We start from the raw sequence: 22062 nt of genomic DNA on the forward strand, positions 1-22062 counted from the left end.
GCTCTTTTTGTAACAAAAACTTCGAAAATTAAAGCCTAATTGGAGGTTCTTTTTTGTAAGTGTTTTGCAATTTGTAAATACATATCACTATATGCGGATTGTATTTCTCCGTTATGATTAGCATTTGATGAAAAATGAACGATAACCATATTTGCAGTTGGATCGATATATAATCGTTGTCCATAACTCCCAAGTACTTCGAAGGCATCATGTTCATTATGGGGAATCCACCATTGATTATGATAAGAATATGCTTCACCATCTCCAACTGGCAGTTCGTATTTTTTAATATTCTTAATTTCATCAATGATAGAAGAAGAAATAATTTGCTTTCCGTCATATACGCCATTGTCCACAATCATTTTTCCGAACCTTGCCATATCTCGAGCGGTTGCATTTAAGCCCGCGCTGGCCTGTTCCACTCCTGTTTCGTCAACAACATAATAAGCATCCTCTTCAGCTCCAAGTTGTGACCAAAAACGTTCACTTACCATGTCTGCTAGGGATTTTCCTGTCACAGTACGAATCACCCATCCAAGCGTTTCGGCGGAACCGTTATCATATGAAAAATTCTCTCCAGGAGCAGCAGTTTCGTTTGCTTCTAGTAACATGTCATAAATTTTTAACGGTCCATCATAGTTTTTGCCACGAGGAAGAAGATTACTCGCTAAATATAATTGTGCATCTTGATTAGCTAATCCAGCTTGTTTAAAGCCATGAGTTGGGTATTCTACTGAAACCTGCATATCTAGTAGTTGCTGAATTGTTGCCTTTCCAAATGGTGTTCCTTGTAATTCTTTTACGTAAGTTTCTGCAGTTATATCGGGTTGTAGCTTTCCTTCTTCAATGAGTGTGCTAATGAGAAACCCAGTAAATACTTTTGCTAACGAAGCCATACCATGTGGTTCATTTTCTTTATATCCATCAAAATACCGTTCATATACAACTTTATCATCGTGTAGGACAATAAAAGCATCTGTTTTGTATTTTTCTAATAATTGAAGAACAGTCGTATTATCATTATTTTCATCTGTAATATGTAAATCATCTAAATTTTCCAAGTTAGTTGGAAGGGGAGATACATAATTTTGATTTTTAGCGACAACTTTTGTGGAAGCAAATTCTCGCATATGTGAATACGACCAACGAAGATATGGATCATTTAACCAGTTTTTTTTCGTTACTGTTTGTTTTGAGGAAAACTCTTTATTTTGTTTGAATAACGTAAAGCTCATACCGGTTAATATAAATAAAAAAAGAAAAACGATTAAAATTAGAGGGGATTTTTTGAATCTCATAACAAGCCTCCTTATGCTTTCATTATAAGGTATAAGTTTCTTAATGAGCAAAAAAAAGAGAGTAAACATAGAAGTTTACTCTCTTTTTTTGCTCATTAAGCAGATAATTTTCCTTGTGTTGTTTGCTTTTTGAACTTTTGTTTTCGCCCGTGCAGAAAATAATAAATAAGTAATGTAAATGCAACGATAATAGAAGAAATAAAATACATATTATGATAGCTTGAATGTGCTGCGATAATACCTAGTACGAAAGATCCGATACCCATACCTGTATCAAAAAATGAGAAATAAGTAGCTGTTGCAGATCCGCGTCGATGGTGCGGAGCGGCACTAACTGCAATTGTTTGGAAGCTCGGAATTAAGGTTCCGTATCCTATACCGATAAGTACACCGGCAGCAAGTAACCAAAATGGCGTTTGCGCTTGACTTAAAGTGAACATTCCAATCATAAATATCATAATAGAGGGATAAATGAGAACATTTTCTCCGAATCGATCAAATATTTTACCTGAAAATGGACGAGAAATAACAACTACAATTGCATATACGACAAAGAAATAACTTGCAATATCAGCCATGCCAAGTTCCTTTGCATAAACCGGGATAAATGAAAGGATACCGCTATAGGAAAAGGAAAGTACGCAGCCTGTGATAGCAATTGGAATTGTTGAAGGCTCGATTAAATCTTTCCATTGCATATGTTTCTTTTCTTTCTTTACAGTTGTTTTTTCGTCAGGAATATTTACTAGTAGTCCGCATAGAAAAGCAAGCATAGAAAATATAGAACAAACAATGAATAAAACTGTAAACGAAAATTTAGAAATGATAGTTAATCCTAAAAAAGGACCAATAACCATTGGTAAACTCATAAATACTCCATAATAACCAAGTGCTTCACCGCGTCGATGGGCCGGGGCTACATCTGTTACGATTGTACCAGTAGCTGTCGTTGCCATCCCAAATCCGATACCATGTAAGAAGCGCAAAGCTAGTAATAAAAATAAACTTTGAGCACCAAAATACATTACTGTTGCAGCTAAAAAGAGTGAAAGAGAGATAAATAAAATTTTCTTTCTTCCTAAATCATCGAGCCATTTACCTGTAAATGGTCGGCATAGTACAGAAGAAATTAGAAACACTGTTGCAACAAGACCCATTTCTCCAGGTTTTCCATTTAGTCCGTCGATGACATATATGGGTAAGGTTGTCATGAGCATATAAAATGTTAAAAAGAGAAATAGACTACTCAAACATGTTCCGATGAAGTCTTTCGCCCAAAGTCTTTGACTTTTCATAGTCATCCCTCCAATTTCTAATCTAGATTACGAATTACTTTTTGTAGTACGTGAAAAGCACGACGAAGTTCTTCATCGTTGATATCTTGCAGTGCTTTTTCCTCAAATGAGTCTACCTCTTCCTGCCACATTGGAATCATTACTAGTGCTGTTTCTGATAAAGAAATGAGCTTCTCGCGTCGATCCGTTCCTTCTTTTCTAGTGATCCAGCCCATCGATTCCATGCGTGTTAAAGTGCGAGTCATTGTTGGTGATTCAACGTTTAAATATTGGCATAGTTCAGTTTGTGTGCAAGGTCCAGTCTGATGCAATCTGAAGATTACAGCCCACTGTGCACTGTATAAACCAGTTGGAGAAACACGTTCATTAAACTTTTTGGAAAATTTCCGAGAAGTTTGACTGACGACGTGAAAAAAATGTTGTTTTTCGTCCATATATTTCTTCCTTCCTAATTAGTTGCCTAGCTAACTATATCCCTTTTTTTCTGAATTGTCTAGTAGTCTGTGCGCCACGCTTATGTTAAAAGTACGTTAATTTTTAGATTGAGAACGTATATTCCGTATGGTATTATAAAGTTGAGAATTTTCTGTCTTTTAAATTATGTGTTATTGATAATTTTGAGGGGGAAAGAGGATGATTAAACCTACAATTATGAAGTCAGTAGTATTATCAAATGGCGAAACAATTGCCTATCAAGAAGTGGGAAGTGGAACAGAAGTATTAGTGCTTATTCACGGGAATATGACATCTTCACAGCATTGGGATTTAGTTATAGAACAGTTACAAGATTCTTATCATATTTTTGCTCTTGATTTACGTGGTTTTGGCTTTTCAACTTACCATCAGCCTATAGATTCATTAAACGATTTTGCGCAAGATGTAAAGCTGTTTGTGGATGAATTGCAATTGAAAGATTTTTCATTGGTAGGATGGTCAATGGGTGGAGGAGTTGCAATGCAGTTTGTTGCTTCTTATCCGATGGATGTGAAAAAACTCATACTAGTTGAATCTGTAGGGATGAAAGGATATCCGATTTTTAAGAAGGATATAAACGGTCAGCCAATTGTTTCAAACTTATTGAAAACAAAAGAAGAAATTTCGCAAGATCCTGTTCAAATTGTACCTGTTGTGGAAGCTTTAAAACAAATGAATAAGCAATATTATCGCACTATATGGAATTTGCTTATCTACACTAAGCATCAACCTGATCCAGAACGGTATGAAAAATATCTTGATGATATGTTAACGCAGCGTAATTTTATTGATGTAAATTATGCGCTTGTAACATTCAATATATCAGATGAACATAATGGAGTTGTAGCTGGGAATGGGAATATTAATCGCATTCAAGTACCAACATTAGTTCTCCAAGGTGATCGTGATTATGTTGTTCCAAAAGCGGTTGGTGAAGAGCTAGCAAAGCATCTGCCAAATGCAAAATTAGTCGTGCTAAAAGATTGTGGACATTCTCCTTTTATTGATTGTCTAGGGGTATTTATAAATGAAACGATTACGTTTTTGGAAAGGTAGTAAATGGTTCCTATCCACTTCCTTTTATGAATAAATAACATATAATGTAGAGTTACGGTTTCTAAAAGGAGAAGTATTATGGATGTTTTTTATATTGAACCAGTTGTATTTATATCGCCAAATGTTCCAAGAGCATCTGTTTACCCATCTATTCGTTATGGAGCTGTGCATATGCAGCCTTTGTTAAATGGAACTAATATGCATATTCAGAAATTATATTTTCAAACATTCCCTCCAGTATATGGAACGAAGTATTATGTAATCTATTCGAATCCAGTACAAGGTGTAGTTGTGCAGCAACCCGCTGTGTATACCCAAAATTTGAAATCATTTTCAAATCATATGCAGAAATATGTGAAAGCTCAAATATGGAACGGCTGAGAGCTAGAAGTTTGGACTTCTAGCTTAATTTTTGTGTAAATTGAGAGTATACGATTTATGAATAAAACAGCTATAATAAAGGATGTGAGTTCAAAGAGGGAGCGTAATAAAATGGGGAGAAGGTATACATTTTGGGTTATGATTGGAATTGTTGCAATATCTGGACTTTCACAAGGTATGTTGTTGCCGGCAATTGCAATGATTTTTGAGAAGGAAGGGATTAGCTCAAGTTTTAATGGTATTCATGCTACGGCATTATATATTGGCATTCTTGTTATTTCACCTTGGCTTGAGAAACCGATGCAAAAGTTTGGGATGAAGCCTCTTATTGTAATTGGGGGCTTTATTGTTGTTGGAGCACTATTTTTATTTACACAAACATTTTCTTTTTGGGTGTGGTTTGTTCTTCGTTTTTTAGTTGGAGTAGGAGATCATATGCTTCATGTTGGGACGCAAACATGGATTACAACGACTGCAAGTCCGCATAAAGTAGGAAAACAGGTTTCCATTTACGGAGCATTTTTCGGTATCGGTTTTGCAATCGGACCATACCTAGCAAGTACAGTACAATATGGTATTACAACTCCGTTTATTGTATCGACAGTTCTTTGTTTAATAGGCTGGTTATTATTGATTCCGACGCAAAATACATTCCCGGATCAAGGTGAAGTGAATCAAGAAAGTGAATCTTCTTTGCAGCGCTATAAACAAGTGTTGATGATTGGCTGGATTGCACTGCTTGCACCATTAGCTTATGGTGCATTGGAAGCGATGCTTAATAGTAATTTGCCTGTATATGCAATGCGGAAAGGTTGGTCAGTTGAACAAATTTCATTTTTATTACCAGCGTTTGCTATTGGTGGAATTGTTACGCAAATTCCACTTGGTATGCTTAGCGATCGATTTGGAAGGGAGCGTATTCTAACATGGTCGTTTAGCATTAGTACATTGATTTTTCTATTAGCAGCTGTATTTGATGAGTATTATGGGTTTGTATTTGCGTTTATGTTAATTGGGGGTATGGTCATTGGATCATGTTTTTCACTGGGGCTCGGTTATATGACAGATTTATTACCAAGGCACTTACTACCAGCAGGAAACATTTTGTGCGGAATTGCTTTTAGTGTCGGAAGCATTACGGGTCCTGTATTAGGTGGACTGTTTATAGAGAAAATACAGTATACAAGCTTTTTTCTTGCTGTTATGATCGTCATGGCAGTTATATCGATTATTTATATGACATATATGAGAAGTCAATCAATGGTAAGGAAAGTAGAAAGTAGGTAAAACAATGACAAAACAATTAAAAAAGAAAAAATTTGAAGTATTACCAGATGAAACAATTGCACAGTGTTTAGAGAGAATGGAAAAAGAAGGATATACACCTTCCCGTCGAATGGAAGAGCCTATTTTTCATGAGGTGAAAAGAGAGGGGAAAACTGTTGTAGAGCCGTGTGGACGAAAAATAGTATTTGAAGGAAAGGTAAAATAAAGAGGTCTTGCGAAGAACTTTCTATTTCTGTTTTAATATTTAAAAATGTTTTTAGAAAAAATGTGCAAATTTAAGAATATACCACATATAATATAGCGAAAGGCCTTTCACCATTTTTCACCGAGGGGGCAATCATAATGAAATTTTTGTCTTACCTTACAGCAATTCTGGTGATTATTGGCGGTTTGAATTGGTTATTTGTTGCGCTAGATTTTAATCTCGTAGAAAAACTTTTTGGTTCTGTATCAGCACTTGTTGACACCGTTTATTGGCTTTTTGGTCTTTCTGCTCTGTACCAAATTTACGACCGTTTTTTTGCAAGTAATTAGCAATTATACAACTATTATTTAAAGTGTTAAGCAGACGTGCTTAACACTTTTTGTATTTTCATTCGATTGCTTCAATGTTTAGAAGGATAGAAGATGGAGGGATCGTGTGGTTTGATGGATTCAACTGAGTGTTAGTGGAGAATTTTGCGTTATCTCGCATTAACGGGGAGTAAGGCTCCCATCTGAAGAAAAAGGAGATAAGTGAGAGATAACAGCTGTGAGAGTCCAATTGGATGGGTTTTCTATCGGTGGAGGATGAGGAAAACTCTCTGCTGATGGAAGTTTCACTTTATGAAAAATTACTTGTGCGAACGGTTCCAATACGTCTTAGAATAAAATAAGCAAAACAGTTTGACCGAGTATTTTATATGCGTTATAATTCAGAAAGTTTAAAAACTTATAAAAATAAAGGAAAGAGGAGAATAAGATGCATCGAGTATACAATTTTTCAGCTGGACCATCTATACTTCCAATACCCGTTTTAGAGCAGGTACAAAAAGAACTATTGAACTATCATGAAACAGGTATGTCTATAATGGAAATGAGCCATAGATCTACAGCATTTCAGGACATTATAGACGAAACGAAAGATCTACTTTGTGAATTAATGAATATCCCTGAAAATTATGAAGTGCTTTTTATACAAGGAGGCGCATCTTTACAATTCTCCATGATTCCACTAAATTTAATGCACCGAAATAAGCAAGCGGCATATGTACATACAGGTTCTTGGTCAAAAAAGGCGATTCAAGAAGCGGAAAAAATCGGAACTGTTTCGGTTGTTGCATCTTCAGAAAATGATCAATTTAAATCCATTCCAGAGATAAATAGCACACTTTTTTCACGAGAAATAGATTATGTGCATATTACAACGAACAATACAATTGAAGGTACACGTTATGTCAATATTCCTGAAACAGGAGAAATCCCACTTGTTGCTGATATGTCTTCAAATATTTTATCCGAAGAGTATGATATAACAAAATTTGGCCTTATTTATGCCGGAGCACAGAAAAATTTAGGGCCTGCAGGATTAACAGTTGTTATTGTTCGTAAAGATTTAATTGGCTCTGCAAATTCTGCTTGTCCGACGATGTTAAACTATGAAACTTACAGTAAACATAATTCACTTTATAATACTCCACCATCCTTTAGCATTTATGTAACAAAGTTAGTTTTACAATGGCTGAAAGCGCAAGGCGGCGTGCAGGCAATAGAGAAAAGAAATCACGAAAAAGCAGCAATTTTATACAACTTTTTAGATGAGTCAAGTTTATTCACTTCACCAGTAAATGCTACGTATCGATCTTTAATGAATATTCCATTTACAACATCTTCAAATGAACGGGATGCATTGTTTATACAAGAAGCAAAAAAGCTTGGTTTTGAAACATTAAAAGGGCATCGTTCTGTTGGCGGTATGCGTGCTAGTATTTATAACGCAATGCCAATAGAGGGCGTACAAGCGCTTGTGGATTTTATGCATATATTTGAAAAGAAACACAAATAAGGGGATGAAGAAATGTTTCATATTCAAACGTTGAATCAAATTGCTGAAAAAGGGATTGCTACTTTTTCAACAGATACATATAGTGTAGGAGAAACAATTGAGCAGCCTGATGGTATTTTGCTGCGCAGCTATTCATTGCATCATGAGGAGTTTTCTGAGCAGTTAAAAGCCATCGCTAGAGCGGGTGCAGGTGTAAATAACATACCAGTTGAGCGCTGTACAGAGAAAGGAATTGTTGTTTTTAATACACCAGGGGCTAATGCGAATGCGGTAAAAGAACTTATACTTGCAAGTTTAATTATGTCATCTCGTAATCTTGTAGATGGGATTGTGTGGACAAAAGATTTGCAAGGGGAAGAGGTACCACAGCTTGTCGAGAAAGGGAAAAAGCAATATGTTGGTTCAGAGATTGCAGGAAAGCGACTTGGCGTTATTGGACTAGGAGCAATTGGAGCTCTTGTTGCAAACGATGCTCTATCACTAGGGATGGATGTTGTTGGTTATGATCCATATGTTTCTGTTGAAACAGCTTGGCGGTTATCTAGACAAGTGCAGCGAGCATTCAGTTTAGAGGAAATTTTTGCGACATGTGACTATATTACCTTACACGTTCCATTAGTTGAACAAACGCGAGACATAATAAATGAACATGCATTTCAAGTAATGAAAAAGGGAGTTCGTATTTTAAATTTCTCTCGTGGAGAGCTTGTTGATGAAACAGCATTAGAACAAGCACTTGAGGCGGGCATTGTAAAGCATTATATAACAGATTTTCCAAATGAGCGTGTGCTACAAATGAAAAATGTCATTGCAACACCGCATCTCGGAGCATCTACCAATGAGTCAGAAGAAAATTGTGCGGTTATGGCATCTCGGCAGCTGCGAGACTTTTTAGAAACTGGTAATATTCGTAATTCGGTTAATTATCCAAATGTAGAACTTCCTTATATCGGAAAGAAACGAATTACAATTGCGCATCAAAATATTCCGAACATGGTGGGCCAAATTACAGCGTGTTTGGCAGAGCATCATATTAATATTGCAGATATGGTCAACCGTAGTAAAGGCTCTTTTGCATATACAATGATTGATATTGATAATGGTATAGATGATATTATTAAAGAAGATGTTGTTGCAACTATTAGAAACATTACAGGTGTCGTAGCAGTACGGATGATTGTATAAAGTGAAACTTCCATCAGTGGGGGCTTCATCCCCTACTAATGGTTAGTTGAACTAATCAGGCTTTTACGGGCAGTTATCCCCCACCTATCTTCTTCGCTTCCCTCTGAATCTTGAGGTGGAGGGGCTTACTGCCCGCGAATAGCGGGATAAAGGAGAGATTTCATTGGCAACAATTAAACCATTTCGGGCAATTCGCCCTGTACAAGAGCGCGCAAAAGAAGTGGCTGCTCTTCCATATGATGTACTCAATAGTAGTGAAGCAAGAGAAATTGCAAAAGATAATCCTTATTCATTTTTGCATATTGATAAGGCTGAAATTGACTTAAGTTCATCTATTTCACCTTATGATAACGCTGTGTATGAGAAAGCAAAAAGCAATTTACAACATATGGTTGAAACAGGTGTGCTTATACAAGAAGAGAAAGAATGTTTTTATATTTATGAACTTACAATGAATGGTCGTTCTCAAACTGGACTTGTTGTTTGTACATCGATTGATGAATATATGAACGACACCATTAAGAAACATGAGCGGACGAGAGCTGAAAAAGAAAAAGATCGCATTCGTCATGTTGATGTATGTAATGCTCATACAGGACCAATCTTTGTAACATATCGCGGGAAAAGTGAAATTGCAAATGTAATTGCGAATTGGAAAGCAACGCATAGCCCGGTTTATGAATTTACAGCAGATGATGCAATTAGGCATAAAGCGTGGATAATTCATGAAGAAAGAGTCATTACTACATTAATAGAGCAGTTTGAGGAAATACCTTCTTTATATATTGCTGATGGCCATCATCGCTCAGCATCTGCTGTGAAAGTTGGAATGATGCGCCGCGAAGCATATTCTAGTTATACAGGTGAAGAAGAATTTAATTACTTTTTATCTGTACTTTTCCCGAAAGATGAATTATCGATTTGGGATTATAATCGCATTGTAAAGGATATAAACGGGTTATCAGAAGAACAATTCTTACAAGAAATATCTCAATCTTTTTATGTAGAAAAAGCAAATATAGTACCATATAAACCAGCAGAGCGTCATACATTTGGGATGTATTTGAATAAAGTATGGTATAAGCTGACTGCAAAACCAAATATGTTTGATGCAAATGATGTTGTAAAAAGATTAGATGTATCGATTTTACAAGAACAATTGTTACATACGATTTTACATATTGACGATCCTCGTACAAATGACAGAATTGATTTTGTAGGAGGAATACGCGGACTGAAAGAGCTAGAAAGAATGGTTGATGAGGAAGGGTGGACTGTTGCTTTTTCCATGTATCCAACAACAATGGAAGATTTACTGGATATTGCGGATGCAGGAGAAGTTATGCCGCCAAAGTCAACGTGGTTTGAACCGAAGCTTCGCAGCGGTTTATTTATTCATTCGTTAGAGTAGAAGAGGGGGCAGATTGCTTTCTCTTTTTTTCTTGCATATTTTGTATCAATCTTATAATGTAAAGTCGTACTAACTGAAGGAAAGGACTCGAGATATATGATACATATTTTATTGGCTGATGATGATTTACATATAAGAGAACTTCTACGTTATCACCTTCAAAAAGAAGGTTATACAGTGTGGGAAGCTGAAGATGGAAAAGTAGCACAGTCTATATTAGAGAAAGAAACAATTCATTTGGCGATTGTTGACATTATGATGCCGCATATGGATGGTTATACACTTTGTGAAGAAATTAGAAAATATTATGATATACCAGTTATTATGTTAACGGCAAAAGATCAGTTAATAGATAAGGAAAAGGGCTTTTCTGTTGGAACGGATGATTATATTGTAAAACCGTTTGAACCGGCGGAAGTATTATTTCGAATGAAAGCATTGTTACGTCGTTATCAAATGTTAAATGCAGATATTATTCAATTACATGGAACGACAATCGATCGGAAAAGCTATGAAGTACGTTGTCAAGAACAAACTATTTTATTACCGCTAAAAGAATTTGAGTTACTATCACAGCTTGCAAGTTATCCAGGACGAATTTTTTCTCGGGAAGAATTGATTGAACTTGTATGGGGAGTTGATTTTGCGGGAGATGAACGTACCGTAGATGTACATATTAAGCGATTGCGTGATCGTTTTTCTAAACGGACAGATGATTTTCAAATTAAGACGGTGCGTGGTCTTGGATATAAATTGGAGTTGAAATAAAATGCGATCATTGTATTCACGATTTGTTATAATTTCTATTGTTATTATGTTAGCCAGTAGTATAGTTGGTTTTTTATTATCGAATGTGTATTATCATATTTATTTGAAACCATATAACAGTGAAAAGATTTTAAAATACGCTCAAGAAGTTAAACATTTATATGAAAAGTCGGATGAACATAGTCGAGAGGAGTATTTACAATCTATTTCTAAACTTGGTTTTGAAATTTATGTTGTAGATGATCATAAACAAGGAAAGCGATATGGGAATGCCTTTCGAAAAATTAATGTGAGTAAAGAAACAATAGATAGTGTATTAAACGGGCACACATACAATGGTATTTCAACGTACCCTGCACGGTTATTTATAACAGGTTTTTTTGATAATGAGCTTTTAAATAGTATTGGGATTCCGATTCAACATGATGGGACAAACTATGCGCTCTTTATTCGTCCTGATATTCAACAGCAATTTGGAGAAATGCGCATTTTCTTTGCTGCATTAATATGCTTAACCGTTGTAATAAGTATTATTTGTATTGCGATTGCAGCTCGGTTTATTGTACGTCCTATTCAACTTTTTACGAGTGCAACTAAGAAAATTGCAAATGGAGAGTATGAAATAGCACTGCCGGAATATCGAAAAGATGAAATTGGAACACTGGCTGTCAGCTTTCGTAAAATGGCAAAAAGCTTAAAGGATTTAGATCGAATGCGGCAAGAGTTTGTTTCAAACGTTTCGCATGAATTTCAATCACCTCTTGCGTCAATTCAAGGGTTTTCGAAGACGTTACAAACAAATGATATGAGTGAATTAGAACGTAAGCGTTATTTGAAAATTATTGAATCTGAAAGTAGACGTATGTCTAGTTTGTGTAAACAATTATTAACGCTTGCATCCCTAGATAAAGAAGAACAAGTTTTAGATAAGAAAATGTTTGATGCCGGAAAGCAAATAAGAGATGTTATTTTTATGTTAGAGTGGCAATGGCGTGAAAAAGATGTCGCGATTGAATTGGATGTTCCAAGTATACAAGTGTATGGAGATGAAAATTTGCTCCATCAAGTGTGGACAAATTTATTGACGAATAGCATTAAATTCACAGAAAGTGGTGGGACCATTTCGTTTTACGGGGAAGAGAAAGAAACGGAATTGCATTTTACTATCTCTGACACAGGACTAGGTATGAGTGAAGAGGAGATAGAAAAGATTTTTGAGCGGTTCTACAAAGCTGATGAAGCGCGAAATAGAACAATAGAAGGAAGTGGGTTAGGCCTTTCGATTGTGAAAAAAATTGTTGATCTTCATGAAGGCACTATTACTGTACACAGTATAAAAGGAGAAGGTACCACGTTTACAATTCAGCTTCCAAAAGCGTAAAAAGATTCTACAAATTATGTAATGGTTTTGATTTGAAGATACAAATAATAACTAAGTGTACAATTTAGCAGTGCATTACACACTTAGTTAACAACAAAAAAGGAGCTATGAGGTTAAAGATATATAACTACAATTAAGTATTATAATTAAAAGCCTATATCGAAAATTACTAAGTAACTTTCGATATAGGCTCCTTTTATTTAGGTTGCTCTATACGATAGGGGTACCACCACATACCTATCAAGCTAAGATTTTAAAGCACCATCTAAATGGAAATTTTGTGTTTTTATAGCACCGAAGTTCATTTTTATCGTTTTGGAGAAGAGTGTGTTTCTTAAATTGATAGAGATTTGGCGAGACCCCAATAAGGCGTTTTAATTTAGATGAGCAGGTCGCTAAACTTAATCGGCTATTTCGTATAAAAGATTTAATGGTATATGGAAAATGGAGCTGTATGTATTAAGGCTCCATTTTTATATAGATGAAAAAGTATTATGTTTATCCTGTAAGGGTATTCAATTATGATTCTTTTTGTAATTGCTGAATTCTCTTTTCTCCCCAGTCGTACATCATTTGTAAAATGGGCTGTAAGCTTTCGCCGAGATCTGTTAAAGAATACTCTACTTTAGGCGGGATTTCTGGATAAACTTTTCTTGCGATTACACCATCATCTTCTAATTCGCGTAATTGTTTCGTTAATACTTTATGTGTAATTTTGGGAAATAAATGTTGAATGGTACTAAAGCGCATTGGACCATTTATACCTAATCGATATAAAATGACAATTTTCCATTTTCCACTAATGATGGATAACGTTAATTCTTTCGCACAATTAAATTCTTTATTTTGTATTTTATGTAATACCTCATGACGTAAATCTTGCTCCATGCTTTTCACCTTCCATTCGGTATCCTAGAGGATACTTTCTATCAAAAAAGTGCATTCTTCTCGCGTTTTTATACTACATATATAATGAAAGATGTAGAGCGGAAGTAATCGCTTTATTCTATATTAACACAATTGGATTAGGAGATAGTTATATAGGGGAGGGATTATATATGCAAGAAATGGGGAAGATGACAAAAGGTTTTATTAGTAGCTCTTTGGCAGAGCAACCAATGACAATAAACAGTCGTTATACATTTAGTTTACCATTGTACACGATAGGAATATTATTCATTGAATTACTTGAAAAGGGCTATGTACAGTTAAATCAAAATGATGAAATAGAAATAAGAAATAATCAAGGTACAAATCGTGTATACGTGAATCAACTTATATTATGTATACAAAATAACAAAAGACGTACATGTAAAGAATGGATGCACTATTTTGGTGAAAAAAGCAAAGTGACAGATGAAATATTTAAGAGTATAGTAAAAGAAATGAAGCAAGAAGGCACAGTTCGGTATAATTCTAAAAAGAGATTCGCCAATATTTTTACACAAATGCAAATTGAATATGTAACGAATGCAAACTCATTTGTAGAGTATATCAAAAAAAATTCGTTGGTTAAAAAAGAAAATAAAATTGAGATGATTATCTTATTATGGAAATACTACTATGCAGCTTATATAAACGAGCAAGAAATAGCTTCTTTACAAAAAGAACAAATGATTTATCGATTTGTAAAACAAATTCAGGAAGGTGTTCTTGAAGGAGCGCAAAGAAATATTTTATTTGTGTAATTGAAAAAGGAAAACTTGAAAACAAAATTTTATTCCGTATGAATAGGCAGTAAGCTCCTAACATTTGTACAGACGTGTAATAAACACGGAAAAATTAAGTTGGTAGTAAAATGAACTGTACTCTATAAAATGGATAGTTTAATAAAAGGACCATGAAAGATTAAGCGTTAAAGTAAAATGTTGATATTTAATCATTGAAAAAGGACTGTCAAATTTAGACAGTCCTTTTGAATTCTTATTGAACTAAAGCATGCGTTAGTTCAATAAAAGCTATTTATTAAATATTCCATAAATAAATGAAAATATTAATACAACAAAATAATACAAATACTTTTTTAGCCTTCTTATAATACTCCTCTTATGGTAACTCGACTTAATAATCTATTCTATTCCTTAATTTTTTTGGCTTCATAATCACCGTAAAAGTAAGAGTTATCTAAATCATCATATTTAGGAGTAGCAATTATGGTATATTTACCATTTTCATCGACTTCAAACAAATAAAGAAGATAATGATAGGGACCTAAATTATTCTCTTTTGCGGTTTCAACCACACTATACATGATGGCACTTCCTCTAGCACCTCGCGGTGTATTTGAAAACATCCAATTTTTTCTCCCAATTACAAACGGTTTAATAGAACGTTCACTTCTGTTGTTATCGATTTCTAAGTGATCATCTAATAAAAAAGCTTCAAGATGATTCCATTGATTCAAACTAAAAATTGTGCGCCTTTTTTACTTTTGTATATATCTACGTGTAATAAAAATAATGAAAATTCCGGATTTTGATAAGGGGTATTTGGATAAAAATATTATGTATTGTTAATTCTAGATACAGAGGATTTGAAAAATCATAATATTATATTTTTTTATAAATGAATTCACGATATAGTTCAAATCCATTTTTTGCGTAAAATTGTTTTGCTGTAGTATTAGCAAGCCAGTAGTCTAGTTCTATCATGTTTATGTTTTTGTTATTTGCGATTTTGTAAATGTAATCTAGTAATTGTGAGCCATATCCTTTATTTCTATATGTTTCTAGTATACTGATTTGATGTATGTATATAGAAGTATACGGTTTTTTGAAAGCATTTCCTGGATAATTTTTAATTTCCATCCATGCATAGCCGAGAGATTGATTAGACTCTTCTAATAGTAAAAAAATAAAATTAGGATTACTAATCACATTTTGAAAAAAATCTTTTACAGCATCATAATGATAAGGATGAAAATGTTGAGGATATAGGGATGCATGTATGTTTTGTACCGGTTCATTTAGTTTTGCAATTATTTCATAATTATTTGTTTCATTAATTTTCATAATATCACCTTTTTCATTGAGGATGTTCAGAAGTTCTTTCTATTATATCTTATTTAAAATTAAAGGATAAAGCTGTTAATGAAACAGCGATGAGAATTTCATTAATATAAGCTAAATGTATGGTATAGTGAGAAAGTATGTTTGCAGTAGAGGAAGGAGATATAAACATGATTACATCTGCGCAAACTCCTTCATTAACAGAGACGATGAAAGAGTGGCATCAAGCGTTAACATATGAAATTAAACATTGGAAAACAATTGGTGGAAGTAAACTATCCATTATAAATGGACGTTTTTTATATACAGACTATGAAAGTAGTGTATATGTATTTCAGCTTATTTCTGAAGTAAGTTTACCAGACGGAACACCAATTCGAATTGAATTTGACGGTGAGGAAGCAACTGGAGAAGTATTATCTGTTCAAGGGTTAGACATTGAAGTGAAACTCAATTGTTATATACAGCAACATATACAAGAAGCGGCGTTATATAGTGAACCGTGGCAACTGTTAGAACAGTTGCAAGAGCGTTTAAAAGAGGTAAGAAAGGATAAACAAAGACGTCAGCGCGTGAAACGGTTATTACGGGGTGATAGTGAGCCAAAGCATATTGTGAAAATGAAAAAAATGAAAAATGAACTTGCATATCGTGCTTTTTATAATGCAACAACATACGTCTGGGGACCTCCGGGTACAGGGAAATCATATAATTTATCGCGAATTATTGCAGCTCATTATCAAAGTGGAAAATCTGTTCTTGTATTAGCTCATAGTAATGCTGCGGTTGATGTATTAATGAGTGAAGTAACAAAGCAAATTGAGAAAAAAGAGAAATGGGTACCAGGAGACGTTATTCGTTATGGTTTTAGTCAAAATGAACAAATCCGGAATCATGAAACGTTACTTACTACGCGATTAGTTGAATCAACAAATGAAGATTGGGAAGAAGAGCGGCTGTATTTAGAAGAATTAAGACAAGAATTAAGACAAAAAATCCTCTCTTATAAAGCAACTTCTTCCGAAAAACGAAGAATGCAAGAAATAGAAGGAGAACTTCGGAAGCAAAAAGCAAAAGTGAAGGAAGTTGAAAAAGAGTATATTGAAAATGCAAAAGTCATTGGGGCGACATTATCGAAATGTGCAATCGATTCACTTGTTTATGAAAGAACATTTGATCTTGTGGTCGTCGATGAAGTAAGTATGGCATATGTTCCGCAAATAGCATTGGCAGCTTCTTTAGGAAAGCGAATTGTCGTTTGCGGGGACTTTCTACAATTACCACCGATTGCTTTATCAAATCATGAGCTTGTGAATAAATGGTTAAAAGAAGATATGTTTTATCATGCAGGTATAGTAGAATCTGTAAACGAGCACAAAAAGCATCCGAATTTATACATGCTGCAAGAGCAGCGTCGCATGCATCCGCATATTTCAAGTTTTACAAATGAGTTTATTTATAAAAATGAAGTGTTCGACCATCCATCTGTTGCAGCGCGAAACGATATTGCAAATTTACAGCCTTTCATGAAGGAAGCGGCAGTTTTAATGGATACAAGTAGTATCGGTGCTTATTCATTAAAAGATGTTGCATCTAGCTCACGTTATAATATTTTTTCTGGACTATTAGCGATGCAACTTGCGTTAATTGGTTTAGTGGATGGAATATCGTCAATTGGTATCGTTACACCATACCGTGCTCAGGCACGTTTTTTATCAACGTGTACCCGAGAATTTCTTCAAAAAACAAAGTTCAAAAATGCACCTGTACTAGCGGCGACAGTTCATAAATTTCAAGGGTCTGAACGTGATATGATTTTATTCGATACAGTTGATAGTTATCCGCAAGAACGACCAGGTGTATTATTCTTTGATCAAAAAAACCATCGACTCGTTAATGTTGCAGTAACGAGAGCAAGAGGGAAATTTATTCAGTTATCAGATTGCCAATATATGAAGCAAAATCTTTCGCGAAAACAAGCCTTATCTTATTTAACACAGCACTTACAAAAGCGAGGAAATGTGTATGATCGTACAACATCAAGAGCGTTTCTAGAGCGGAAGATTACAAAAAGATTACGTTGGGTTGTACAAACGAGTGCCGAAGAACCGAGGGCATTATTAAAAGACATTGTTTCAGCAAAAAAGAAAATTATTGTATCCATTCCGAATTCAAGCCGTATGGATAAGAGGATTTGGCAAGCATTAGCACATGCAGAAGCAAGTGTTATCCTATATACAGAAGGTGCAATTCCGATAAAAAACGTACAAGCGCGTCGTCAAAACAAGGTGATGCCATTCATTATCATTGACGATGAAATAATGTGGGTAGGTGCTCCATTAACAGCTCATATGATATTTGATGGTAGTCCAGAATTTCCATATATTGCAGCGAGGCTACAAGCTCCGCAAACAATTGGAGTATTAAAAGGATTTTTAGATATAAAAATATAAAATTATTATTGAAGAATCATTATTAGAATAAGATTAAACGAGAATTCCTCAGACGAAAAATTGTCTGGGGTTATTTTCGATGATTATTATTTTGAAAATTCGTAAGATTAATATTATTATATAGTTGAGATAAATAGAAATGAGGACTGTCCTGTGAAAATTGTACATAACCGAGCTATATTACAATTATTATCTGTAAAAGATGCATGTTCATTGTATGCCATTATTGAAAAACACCTAGATATTTGGACATATTTAATAACAAATTACGTGCACACATTAAAACAGATGCTCGGAATGAAAATTCACAGCGGGCTATTGAAAGATTAGGTGCAGTAAAAGAAGGAATTCTGTGAAATGAACGCCAACTTCCAAATGGATATGTGAGATGCTGTTGTGCATAGTATTATCTCAGAAGATTGGCCAAGTGTAAAAGAACAATTAGAAAATAAATAAATGAGTGTAAAATGTAAGTAGGAGGAAAAAGATGCCATATATAGAAACAGAACGTTTAAAAATGATATCTTTCACATTAGAATTAGTAGAGGCTACAATAAAAGGGACTGAGGAGATTTCAAAAATAATACCTTACCAAGTTGCTAATCAATGGCCAATGCCTGATTATGCGGAAATTTTACCGTGGATAGCAGAACGATTACGTGAAAATCCAGATAATAGTCGATGGAGTGGTCTTATTATTCATAAAGAAGATCAGAAAATTATTGGAGATATGGGCTGTAAAGGTAGTCCGGATGTGAATGGGATCGTTGAAATTGGATATAGCATTGTCCCAGATTACCAAGGAAAAGGCTATGCTACAGAAATGACAAAAGGCCTTGTACAATGGTTATTGAACCAGCAAAATGTAACGACGATTAAAGCGGAATGTTTAACAAGTAACACTGCTTCTGCAAGAGTGTTAGAGAAATCAGGTTTTTGTTGTGTATTACAGGAAGAACATATGAAATATTGGATTTTGAAATAGTAGTTCAAGAGAAATGCCTTCTAATCAATTTATCAAGATCTAAATTCAAAAAAACTTAAAATATAAAGGTCCTAACATATTAGTCATAAATAATATGTTAGGACCTTTTATTTTTGGTAATAAGTTTTGAAACTGAATTTGAAATTTAGATAGAAGTCCCATAAACGGTCGTTTTTAGAACTGTTAATAGTACATATTACATAATCAATATGGATATTTATGGTGCGGTGATAGGAAGAGTGAAAAGTAAAGCATGGAGTAAAATAATTAAATAAAACTCATTAACACTCTACGATATGATAAAATTTAGAATGTACGTTTGGTTACTGTTGGATCATTGTAATTTAAGGGGGAGTAGCAATTGAAAGAAACAAAATATCTACAAGTTTGGAACTTAGATTATCTATTCTCGGGTGGAAGTGAATCATCTCAATTAAATGAACATATAAAAGACTTAGAAGTCAAAGTCAATAAATTTGAAGAAAAACTAAATTTTTTTAATACCCCACAAGACGTAAATGAATCAGAAAAATTTGCAGATTTACTTGATTACATAGGAGACATTCGAATTTATATATCACAAGCTAATTCTTTTATAACCTGCCTTCTTGCTCAAAATCCTAAAGATCAACATGCTATAACGTTAAAAGGGAAAATAACAACAATAAATGCTCGTTTTGAATCTGCATTGCAAAAAGTGAAAAATATTTTAGTAAAAACTAATCAATATTTGTGGGAGGACTTGCTTAATACTGATTTTTTAGCAAACTACAAGTTTATACTAAATGAATGGCGTAAAGATGCTAAAATGAAACTTTCAAATGAAGAACAAAATTTAGTGTCAGACCTTATGGTAGATGGGTATCATGCTTGGGGCCAATTTTATAATTCTTTTATGAGTAATATTAGGATTAAAGTTCAAATAAATGGAGAACAAAACAAATTATCAGTGGGTCAAGCTATAAACTTACGTTCACATCCTAATGAAGAAGTTCGTAAAGAATCTCATAATGCTTTAGAAGATAAGTGGAGAGAGAATGAAGAACTATTTGCGAAAATATTAAATCATATTGCAGGCTTTCGATTACAAGTTTACAAGAAGTGTGGCTTAGATAATGTAATAGAAGAATCTTTAATAAAAAATCGTATGAAAGAGGAAACGCTTCATGCAATGTGGTCTGCAGTTAGTAAATTTAAAAAACCATTCACTGATTACTTAAATCAAAAAGCAAAAATGAATGGCTATGAAAAAATGAAATCATTTAACTTTTGGGCACCTATTGCAAAAAGTAATCAAAAAATAGAATATGAAGATGCTGTTGACTTTATATTGGATCACTTTAGTCAATTTGGAACCGAATTAGAAAGTTTCTCTAGAAAGGCTTTCAATGAGGGCTGGATAGAAGCAGAAGATCGTTCCAATAAGTCAGCTGTTGCATTTTGTGCTGGGTTTCCACTTTCGGGGGAATCAAGAGTTTTTATGACATTTGGTGGTACAATTACAAATGTATTAACACTAGTTCATGAATTAGGCCATGCCTTTCATAACCATGCAATGAAATCTATTCATGGAATGAATAAACAATATCCGATGAGCATTGCTGAAACTGCTTCAACGTTTTCAGAGATGATTATCTTAGATGCTGCAATGCAAAAAGCTAAATCTACTAATGAAAGATTATTCTTACTTGATGAGAAATTAAAGCGTAGCGTCATGAATTTTATGAATATTCATTCTAGGTTTTTGTTTGAAAAGAAATTTTACGAAGAACGTAAGGAGGGGATTGTTTCATCATCACGCTTAAATGAAATCATGCAAGAAGCAATAGATGTAGGATATGATGGTTCTCTTGATAATGCTTCATTACATTCATGGATATGGACACCACATTATTATATTACACAATCTCCATTCTACAATTTTCCATATACATTCGGATATTTATTTGCATTAAGTATATTTGCAGGAGCAAAGGAAAAAGGTAAAGAGTTTGAAAGCGATTATTTAAATTTACTTCGGGATTCAGGAAGTATGTCCACAGAAGATTTAGTGATGAAACATTTAGGAGAAGATATCACATCAGGAGCTTTTTGGGAAAAAGGAATAAAATTATGCGTTAAAGATGCTGAAGAGTTTATGAAATTAACTTCTTCACAAGGAAAAGTGTTTCAATAAGTAAAAATACTGTAGGAAATAAAATGACTTAATTTTAGTTAAAAAGAATCATAGGCGTACCCATACTTGTAGGTAATAAAAAAACCTAATTCTGCTGCTTAACGTAGAAAAATCAGGTTTTTTTATTCTAAAAATTGGATTAACGTATAATATACGCGTTTTGTCGGCAGGACCCCATCTAGACCGAATAGTTCTAGCTGAACAGGTTCACTTTGGATTTATCAGTGCTCTAAATGGAATATATGCAACTGTACATACAACAAATGAATTTATAACACAGAATGCTGCAAGTGCATATTGATGTAGATATAATCTTCCGCAATCGTGCGCGTTTGTTGAACAAGAATTAAAAGGGTGGTACATATTATACATGACTAATATGTATCACCCTTTATTTTTTATGAATTTCTATAATTTAGGTCTTGATAAATCAATTTGAAGGCATTTTTCTTACAAAACTATTACGTATTTTATATACTTTTGTTTCAGCGTTCCATTCTTTAAAAAAATTCGCTACAATATAGAAGTATGAGAATTTGATAGAAATATAAGTTGTTATTATTATAAGTAGACCACGAATGTAAGTGTGAAATATAAAAACCTCTTTTTTATTGAAAATCCTTTTATAAAGTGAAACTTCCATCAGTGGGGGGCTTCATCTCCCACTGATGGTTAATTGAATTAATCGGGCTTTTACGGGCAGTTACCCCTCATCTATCTTCTTTGCTTACTCTGAATCTTGAGGTGAGGGTCATACTGCCCGTTAATGCGGGATAGAACTGCTATGAGGGAAAACACCTTCTTTCAAATCAATTCAAATAACAAATTGAACGAACATTCGATTTAACGAATTTTTATAT

20 protein-coding genes and 2 pseudogenes are annotated in these 22062 nt (G+C 34.1%); 16 read left to right on the forward strand and 6 right to left on the reverse strand.

All coding sequences use genetic code 11. The features are described from left to right. Positions 1-35 precede the first annotated feature (35 nt). The 3 genes from ACTDJC_RS15685 to ACTDJC_RS15695 all read right to left on the reverse strand — a co-directional run bounded on the left by ACTDJC_RS15685 (position 36) and on the right by ACTDJC_RS15695 (position 3027). The gene (locus ACTDJC_RS15685; protein ID WP_440603966.1) at positions 36-1298 is read right to left on the reverse strand and encodes a serine hydrolase domain-containing protein; all 1263 of its coding nucleotides are present in this window, start codon (positions 1296-1298) and stop codon (positions 36-38) included. Between the two features lie 95 nt (positions 1299-1393). Then, on the reverse strand, positions 1394-2593 hold the full coding sequence (locus tag ACTDJC_RS15690; protein ID WP_440603967.1) for an MFS transporter: 1200 nt from the start codon (positions 2591-2593) through the stop codon (positions 1394-1396). Positions 2594-2610: 17 nt separating this feature from the next. After that, entirely contained in the window at positions 2611-3027 is a 417-nt protein-coding gene (locus tag ACTDJC_RS15695; RefSeq protein ID WP_440603968.1) for a MarR family winged helix-turn-helix transcriptional regulator, read from the reverse strand. 199 nt (positions 3028-3226) lie between these two features. Here ACTDJC_RS15695 and phaZ point away from each other — a divergent pair, with 199 nt between their 5' ends. The 10 genes from phaZ (at position 3227) to ACTDJC_RS15745 (ending at position 12580) form a co-directional block, all read left to right on the forward strand. Beyond that, positions 3227-4123, forward strand: a complete 897-nt coding sequence (gene phaZ, locus ACTDJC_RS15700; protein ID WP_440603969.1) for an intracellular short-chain-length polyhydroxyalkanoate depolymerase — start codon at positions 3227-3229, stop codon at positions 4121-4123. A 78-nt stretch (positions 4124-4201) separates the two neighbouring features. Further along, a complete protein-coding gene (locus ACTDJC_RS15705) occupies positions 4202-4504 on the forward strand; it encodes a hypothetical protein (protein WP_098310781.1) in 303 nt (100 codons plus the stop codon). Between the two features lie 111 nt (positions 4505-4615). Further along, positions 4616-5791, forward strand: coding sequence for an MFS transporter (locus tag ACTDJC_RS15710; RefSeq protein WP_098310780.1), 1176 nt, complete (start codon positions 4616-4618; stop codon positions 5789-5791). Positions 5792-5795: 4 nt separating this feature from the next. Then, entirely contained in the window at positions 5796-5996 is a 201-nt protein-coding gene (locus ACTDJC_RS15715; RefSeq protein ID WP_098310779.1) for an NETI motif-containing protein, read from the forward strand. A 137-nt stretch (positions 5997-6133) separates the two neighbouring features. Further along, the gene (locus tag ACTDJC_RS15720; protein ID WP_098310778.1) at positions 6134-6325 is read left to right on the forward strand and encodes a DUF378 domain-containing protein; all 192 of its coding nucleotides are present in this window, start codon (positions 6134-6136) and stop codon (positions 6323-6325) included. 427 nt (positions 6326-6752) lie between these two features. Further along, positions 6753-7835: a 3-phosphoserine/phosphohydroxythreonine transaminase gene (serC, locus tag ACTDJC_RS15725; RefSeq protein WP_440603970.1), complete on the forward strand. Its 1083-nt coding sequence runs from the start codon at positions 6753-6755 to the stop codon at positions 7833-7835. 12 nt (positions 7836-7847) lie between these two features. After that, positions 7848-9020, forward strand: a complete 1173-nt coding sequence (locus ACTDJC_RS15730) for a 3-phosphoglycerate dehydrogenase family protein (RefSeq protein ID WP_429718274.1) — start codon at positions 7848-7850, stop codon at positions 9018-9020. Positions 9021-9183: 163 nt separating this feature from the next. Further along, complete coding sequence (locus tag ACTDJC_RS15735) at positions 9184-10431, forward strand: DUF1015 domain-containing protein (RefSeq protein ID WP_440603971.1); 1248 nt, start codon at positions 9184-9186, stop codon at positions 10429-10431. 96 nt (positions 10432-10527) lie between these two features. Next, a complete protein-coding gene (locus ACTDJC_RS15740) occupies positions 10528-11199 on the forward strand; it encodes a response regulator transcription factor (RefSeq protein ID WP_098310774.1) in 672 nt (223 codons plus the stop codon). 1 nt (position 11200) lies between these two features. Further along, positions 11201-12580 carry a sensor histidine kinase gene (locus ACTDJC_RS15745; RefSeq protein WP_440603972.1) on the forward strand — a complete coding sequence of 460 codons (1380 nt, stop codon included), beginning with the start codon at positions 11201-11203 and terminating at the stop codon, positions 12578-12580. Between the two features lie 519 nt (positions 12581-13099). Here ACTDJC_RS15745 and ACTDJC_RS15750 read toward each other — a convergent pair. Continuing rightward, a complete protein-coding gene (locus ACTDJC_RS15750; protein WP_253629813.1) occupies positions 13100-13468 on the reverse strand; it encodes a winged helix-turn-helix transcriptional regulator in 369 nt (122 codons plus the stop codon). Positions 13469-13638: 170 nt separating this feature from the next. Between ACTDJC_RS15750 and ACTDJC_RS15755 the strand changes: the two genes are divergently transcribed. Next, entirely contained in the window at positions 13639-14268 is a 630-nt protein-coding gene (locus ACTDJC_RS15755) for a hypothetical protein (protein WP_098311286.1), read from the forward strand. A gap of 491 nt (positions 14269-14759) precedes the next feature. On the opposite strand, the pseudogene ACTDJC_RS15760 reads toward ACTDJC_RS15755, so the two are convergent. Then, a pseudogene (locus tag ACTDJC_RS15760) lies at positions 14760-14990 on the reverse strand (IS66 family transposase); the annotation flags it as partial. A gap of 139 nt (positions 14991-15129) precedes the next feature. Further along, entirely contained in the window at positions 15130-15591 is a 462-nt protein-coding gene (locus tag ACTDJC_RS15765) for a GNAT family N-acetyltransferase (RefSeq protein WP_098311285.1), read from the reverse strand. Positions 15592-15728: 137 nt separating this feature from the next. Between ACTDJC_RS15765 and ACTDJC_RS15770 the strand changes: the two genes are divergently transcribed. The 5 genes and pseudogenes from ACTDJC_RS15770 (at position 15729) to ACTDJC_RS15790 (ending at position 21202) form a co-directional block, all read left to right on the forward strand. After that, complete coding sequence (locus tag ACTDJC_RS15770) at positions 15729-18041, forward strand: AAA domain-containing protein (RefSeq protein ID WP_375337666.1); 2313 nt, start codon at positions 15729-15731, stop codon at positions 18039-18041. A 153-nt stretch (positions 18042-18194) separates the two neighbouring features. Then, complete coding sequence (locus ACTDJC_RS15775; RefSeq protein WP_253629810.1) at positions 18195-18371, forward strand: hypothetical protein; 177 nt, start codon at positions 18195-18197, stop codon at positions 18369-18371. Continuing rightward, positions 18308-18497: pseudogene (locus ACTDJC_RS15780) on the forward strand (GNAT family N-acetyltransferase); the annotation flags it as partial. The gene ACTDJC_RS15775 and the pseudogene ACTDJC_RS15780, both read left to right, overlap by 64 nt. Before the next feature lie 31 nt (positions 18498-18528). Next, positions 18529-19026, forward strand: a complete 498-nt coding sequence (locus tag ACTDJC_RS15785; RefSeq protein WP_098311283.1) for a GNAT family N-acetyltransferase — start codon at positions 18529-18531, stop codon at positions 19024-19026. Positions 19027-19387: 361 nt separating this feature from the next. Beyond that, positions 19388-21202: a M3 family oligoendopeptidase gene (locus tag ACTDJC_RS15790; protein WP_098311282.1), complete on the forward strand. Its 1815-nt coding sequence runs from the start codon at positions 19388-19390 to the stop codon at positions 21200-21202. Positions 21203-22062: the final 860 nt, after the last annotated feature.

Origin of the sequence: Bacillus sp. GB_SG_008, from assembly GCF_052038115.1 — a bacterium.
In the GTDB taxonomy this organism is placed as follows: domain Bacteria; phylum Bacillota; class Bacilli; order Bacillales; family Bacillaceae_G; genus Bacillus_A; species Bacillus_A rhizoplanae.

Coding starts and splice junctions, on each gene's coding strand:
- ACTDJC_RS15745 (WP_440603972.1), top strand. CDS start 11,201: ATGCGATCATTGTATTCACGATTTGTTATAATTTCTATTGTTATTATG.
- ACTDJC_RS15755 (WP_098311286.1), top strand. CDS start 13,639: ATGCAAGAAATGGGGAAGATGACAAAAGGTTTTATTAGTAGCTCTTTG.
- ACTDJC_RS15750 (WP_253629813.1), bottom strand. CDS start 13,468: ATGGAGCAAGATTTACGTCATGAGGTATTACATAAAATACAAAATAAA.
- ACTDJC_RS15705 (WP_098310781.1), top strand. CDS start 4,202: ATGGATGTTTTTTATATTGAACCAGTTGTATTTATATCGCCAAATGTT.
- ACTDJC_RS15770 (WP_375337666.1), top strand. CDS start 15,729: ATGTTTGCAGTAGAGGAAGGAGATATAAACATGATTACATCTGCGCAA.
- ACTDJC_RS15765 (WP_098311285.1), bottom strand. CDS start 15,591: ATGAAAATTAATGAAACAAATAATTATGAAATAATTGCAAAACTAAAT.
- serC (WP_440603970.1), top strand. CDS start 6,753: ATGCATCGAGTATACAATTTTTCAGCTGGACCATCTATACTTCCAATA.
- ACTDJC_RS15720 (WP_098310778.1), top strand. CDS start 6,134: ATGAAATTTTTGTCTTACCTTACAGCAATTCTGGTGATTATTGGCGGT.
- ACTDJC_RS15740 (WP_098310774.1), top strand. CDS start 10,528: ATGATACATATTTTATTGGCTGATGATGATTTACATATAAGAGAACTT.
- ACTDJC_RS15730 (WP_429718274.1), top strand. CDS start 7,848: ATGTTTCATATTCAAACGTTGAATCAAATTGCTGAAAAAGGGATTGCT.
- phaZ (WP_440603969.1), top strand. CDS start 3,227: ATGATTAAACCTACAATTATGAAGTCAGTAGTATTATCAAATGGCGAA.
- ACTDJC_RS15715 (WP_098310779.1), top strand. CDS start 5,796: ATGACAAAACAATTAAAAAAGAAAAAATTTGAAGTATTACCAGATGAA.
- ACTDJC_RS15710 (WP_098310780.1), top strand. CDS start 4,616: ATGGGGAGAAGGTATACATTTTGGGTTATGATTGGAATTGTTGCAATA.
- ACTDJC_RS15690 (WP_440603967.1), bottom strand. CDS start 2,593: ATGAAAAGTCAAAGACTTTGGGCGAAAGACTTCATCGGAACATGTTTG.
- ACTDJC_RS15685 (WP_440603966.1), bottom strand. CDS start 1,298: ATGAGATTCAAAAAATCCCCTCTAATTTTAATCGTTTTTCTTTTTTTA.
- ACTDJC_RS15695 (WP_440603968.1), bottom strand. CDS start 3,027: ATGGACGAAAAACAACATTTTTTTCACGTCGTCAGTCAAACTTCTCGG.
- ACTDJC_RS15785 (WP_098311283.1), top strand. CDS start 18,529: ATGCCATATATAGAAACAGAACGTTTAAAAATGATATCTTTCACATTA.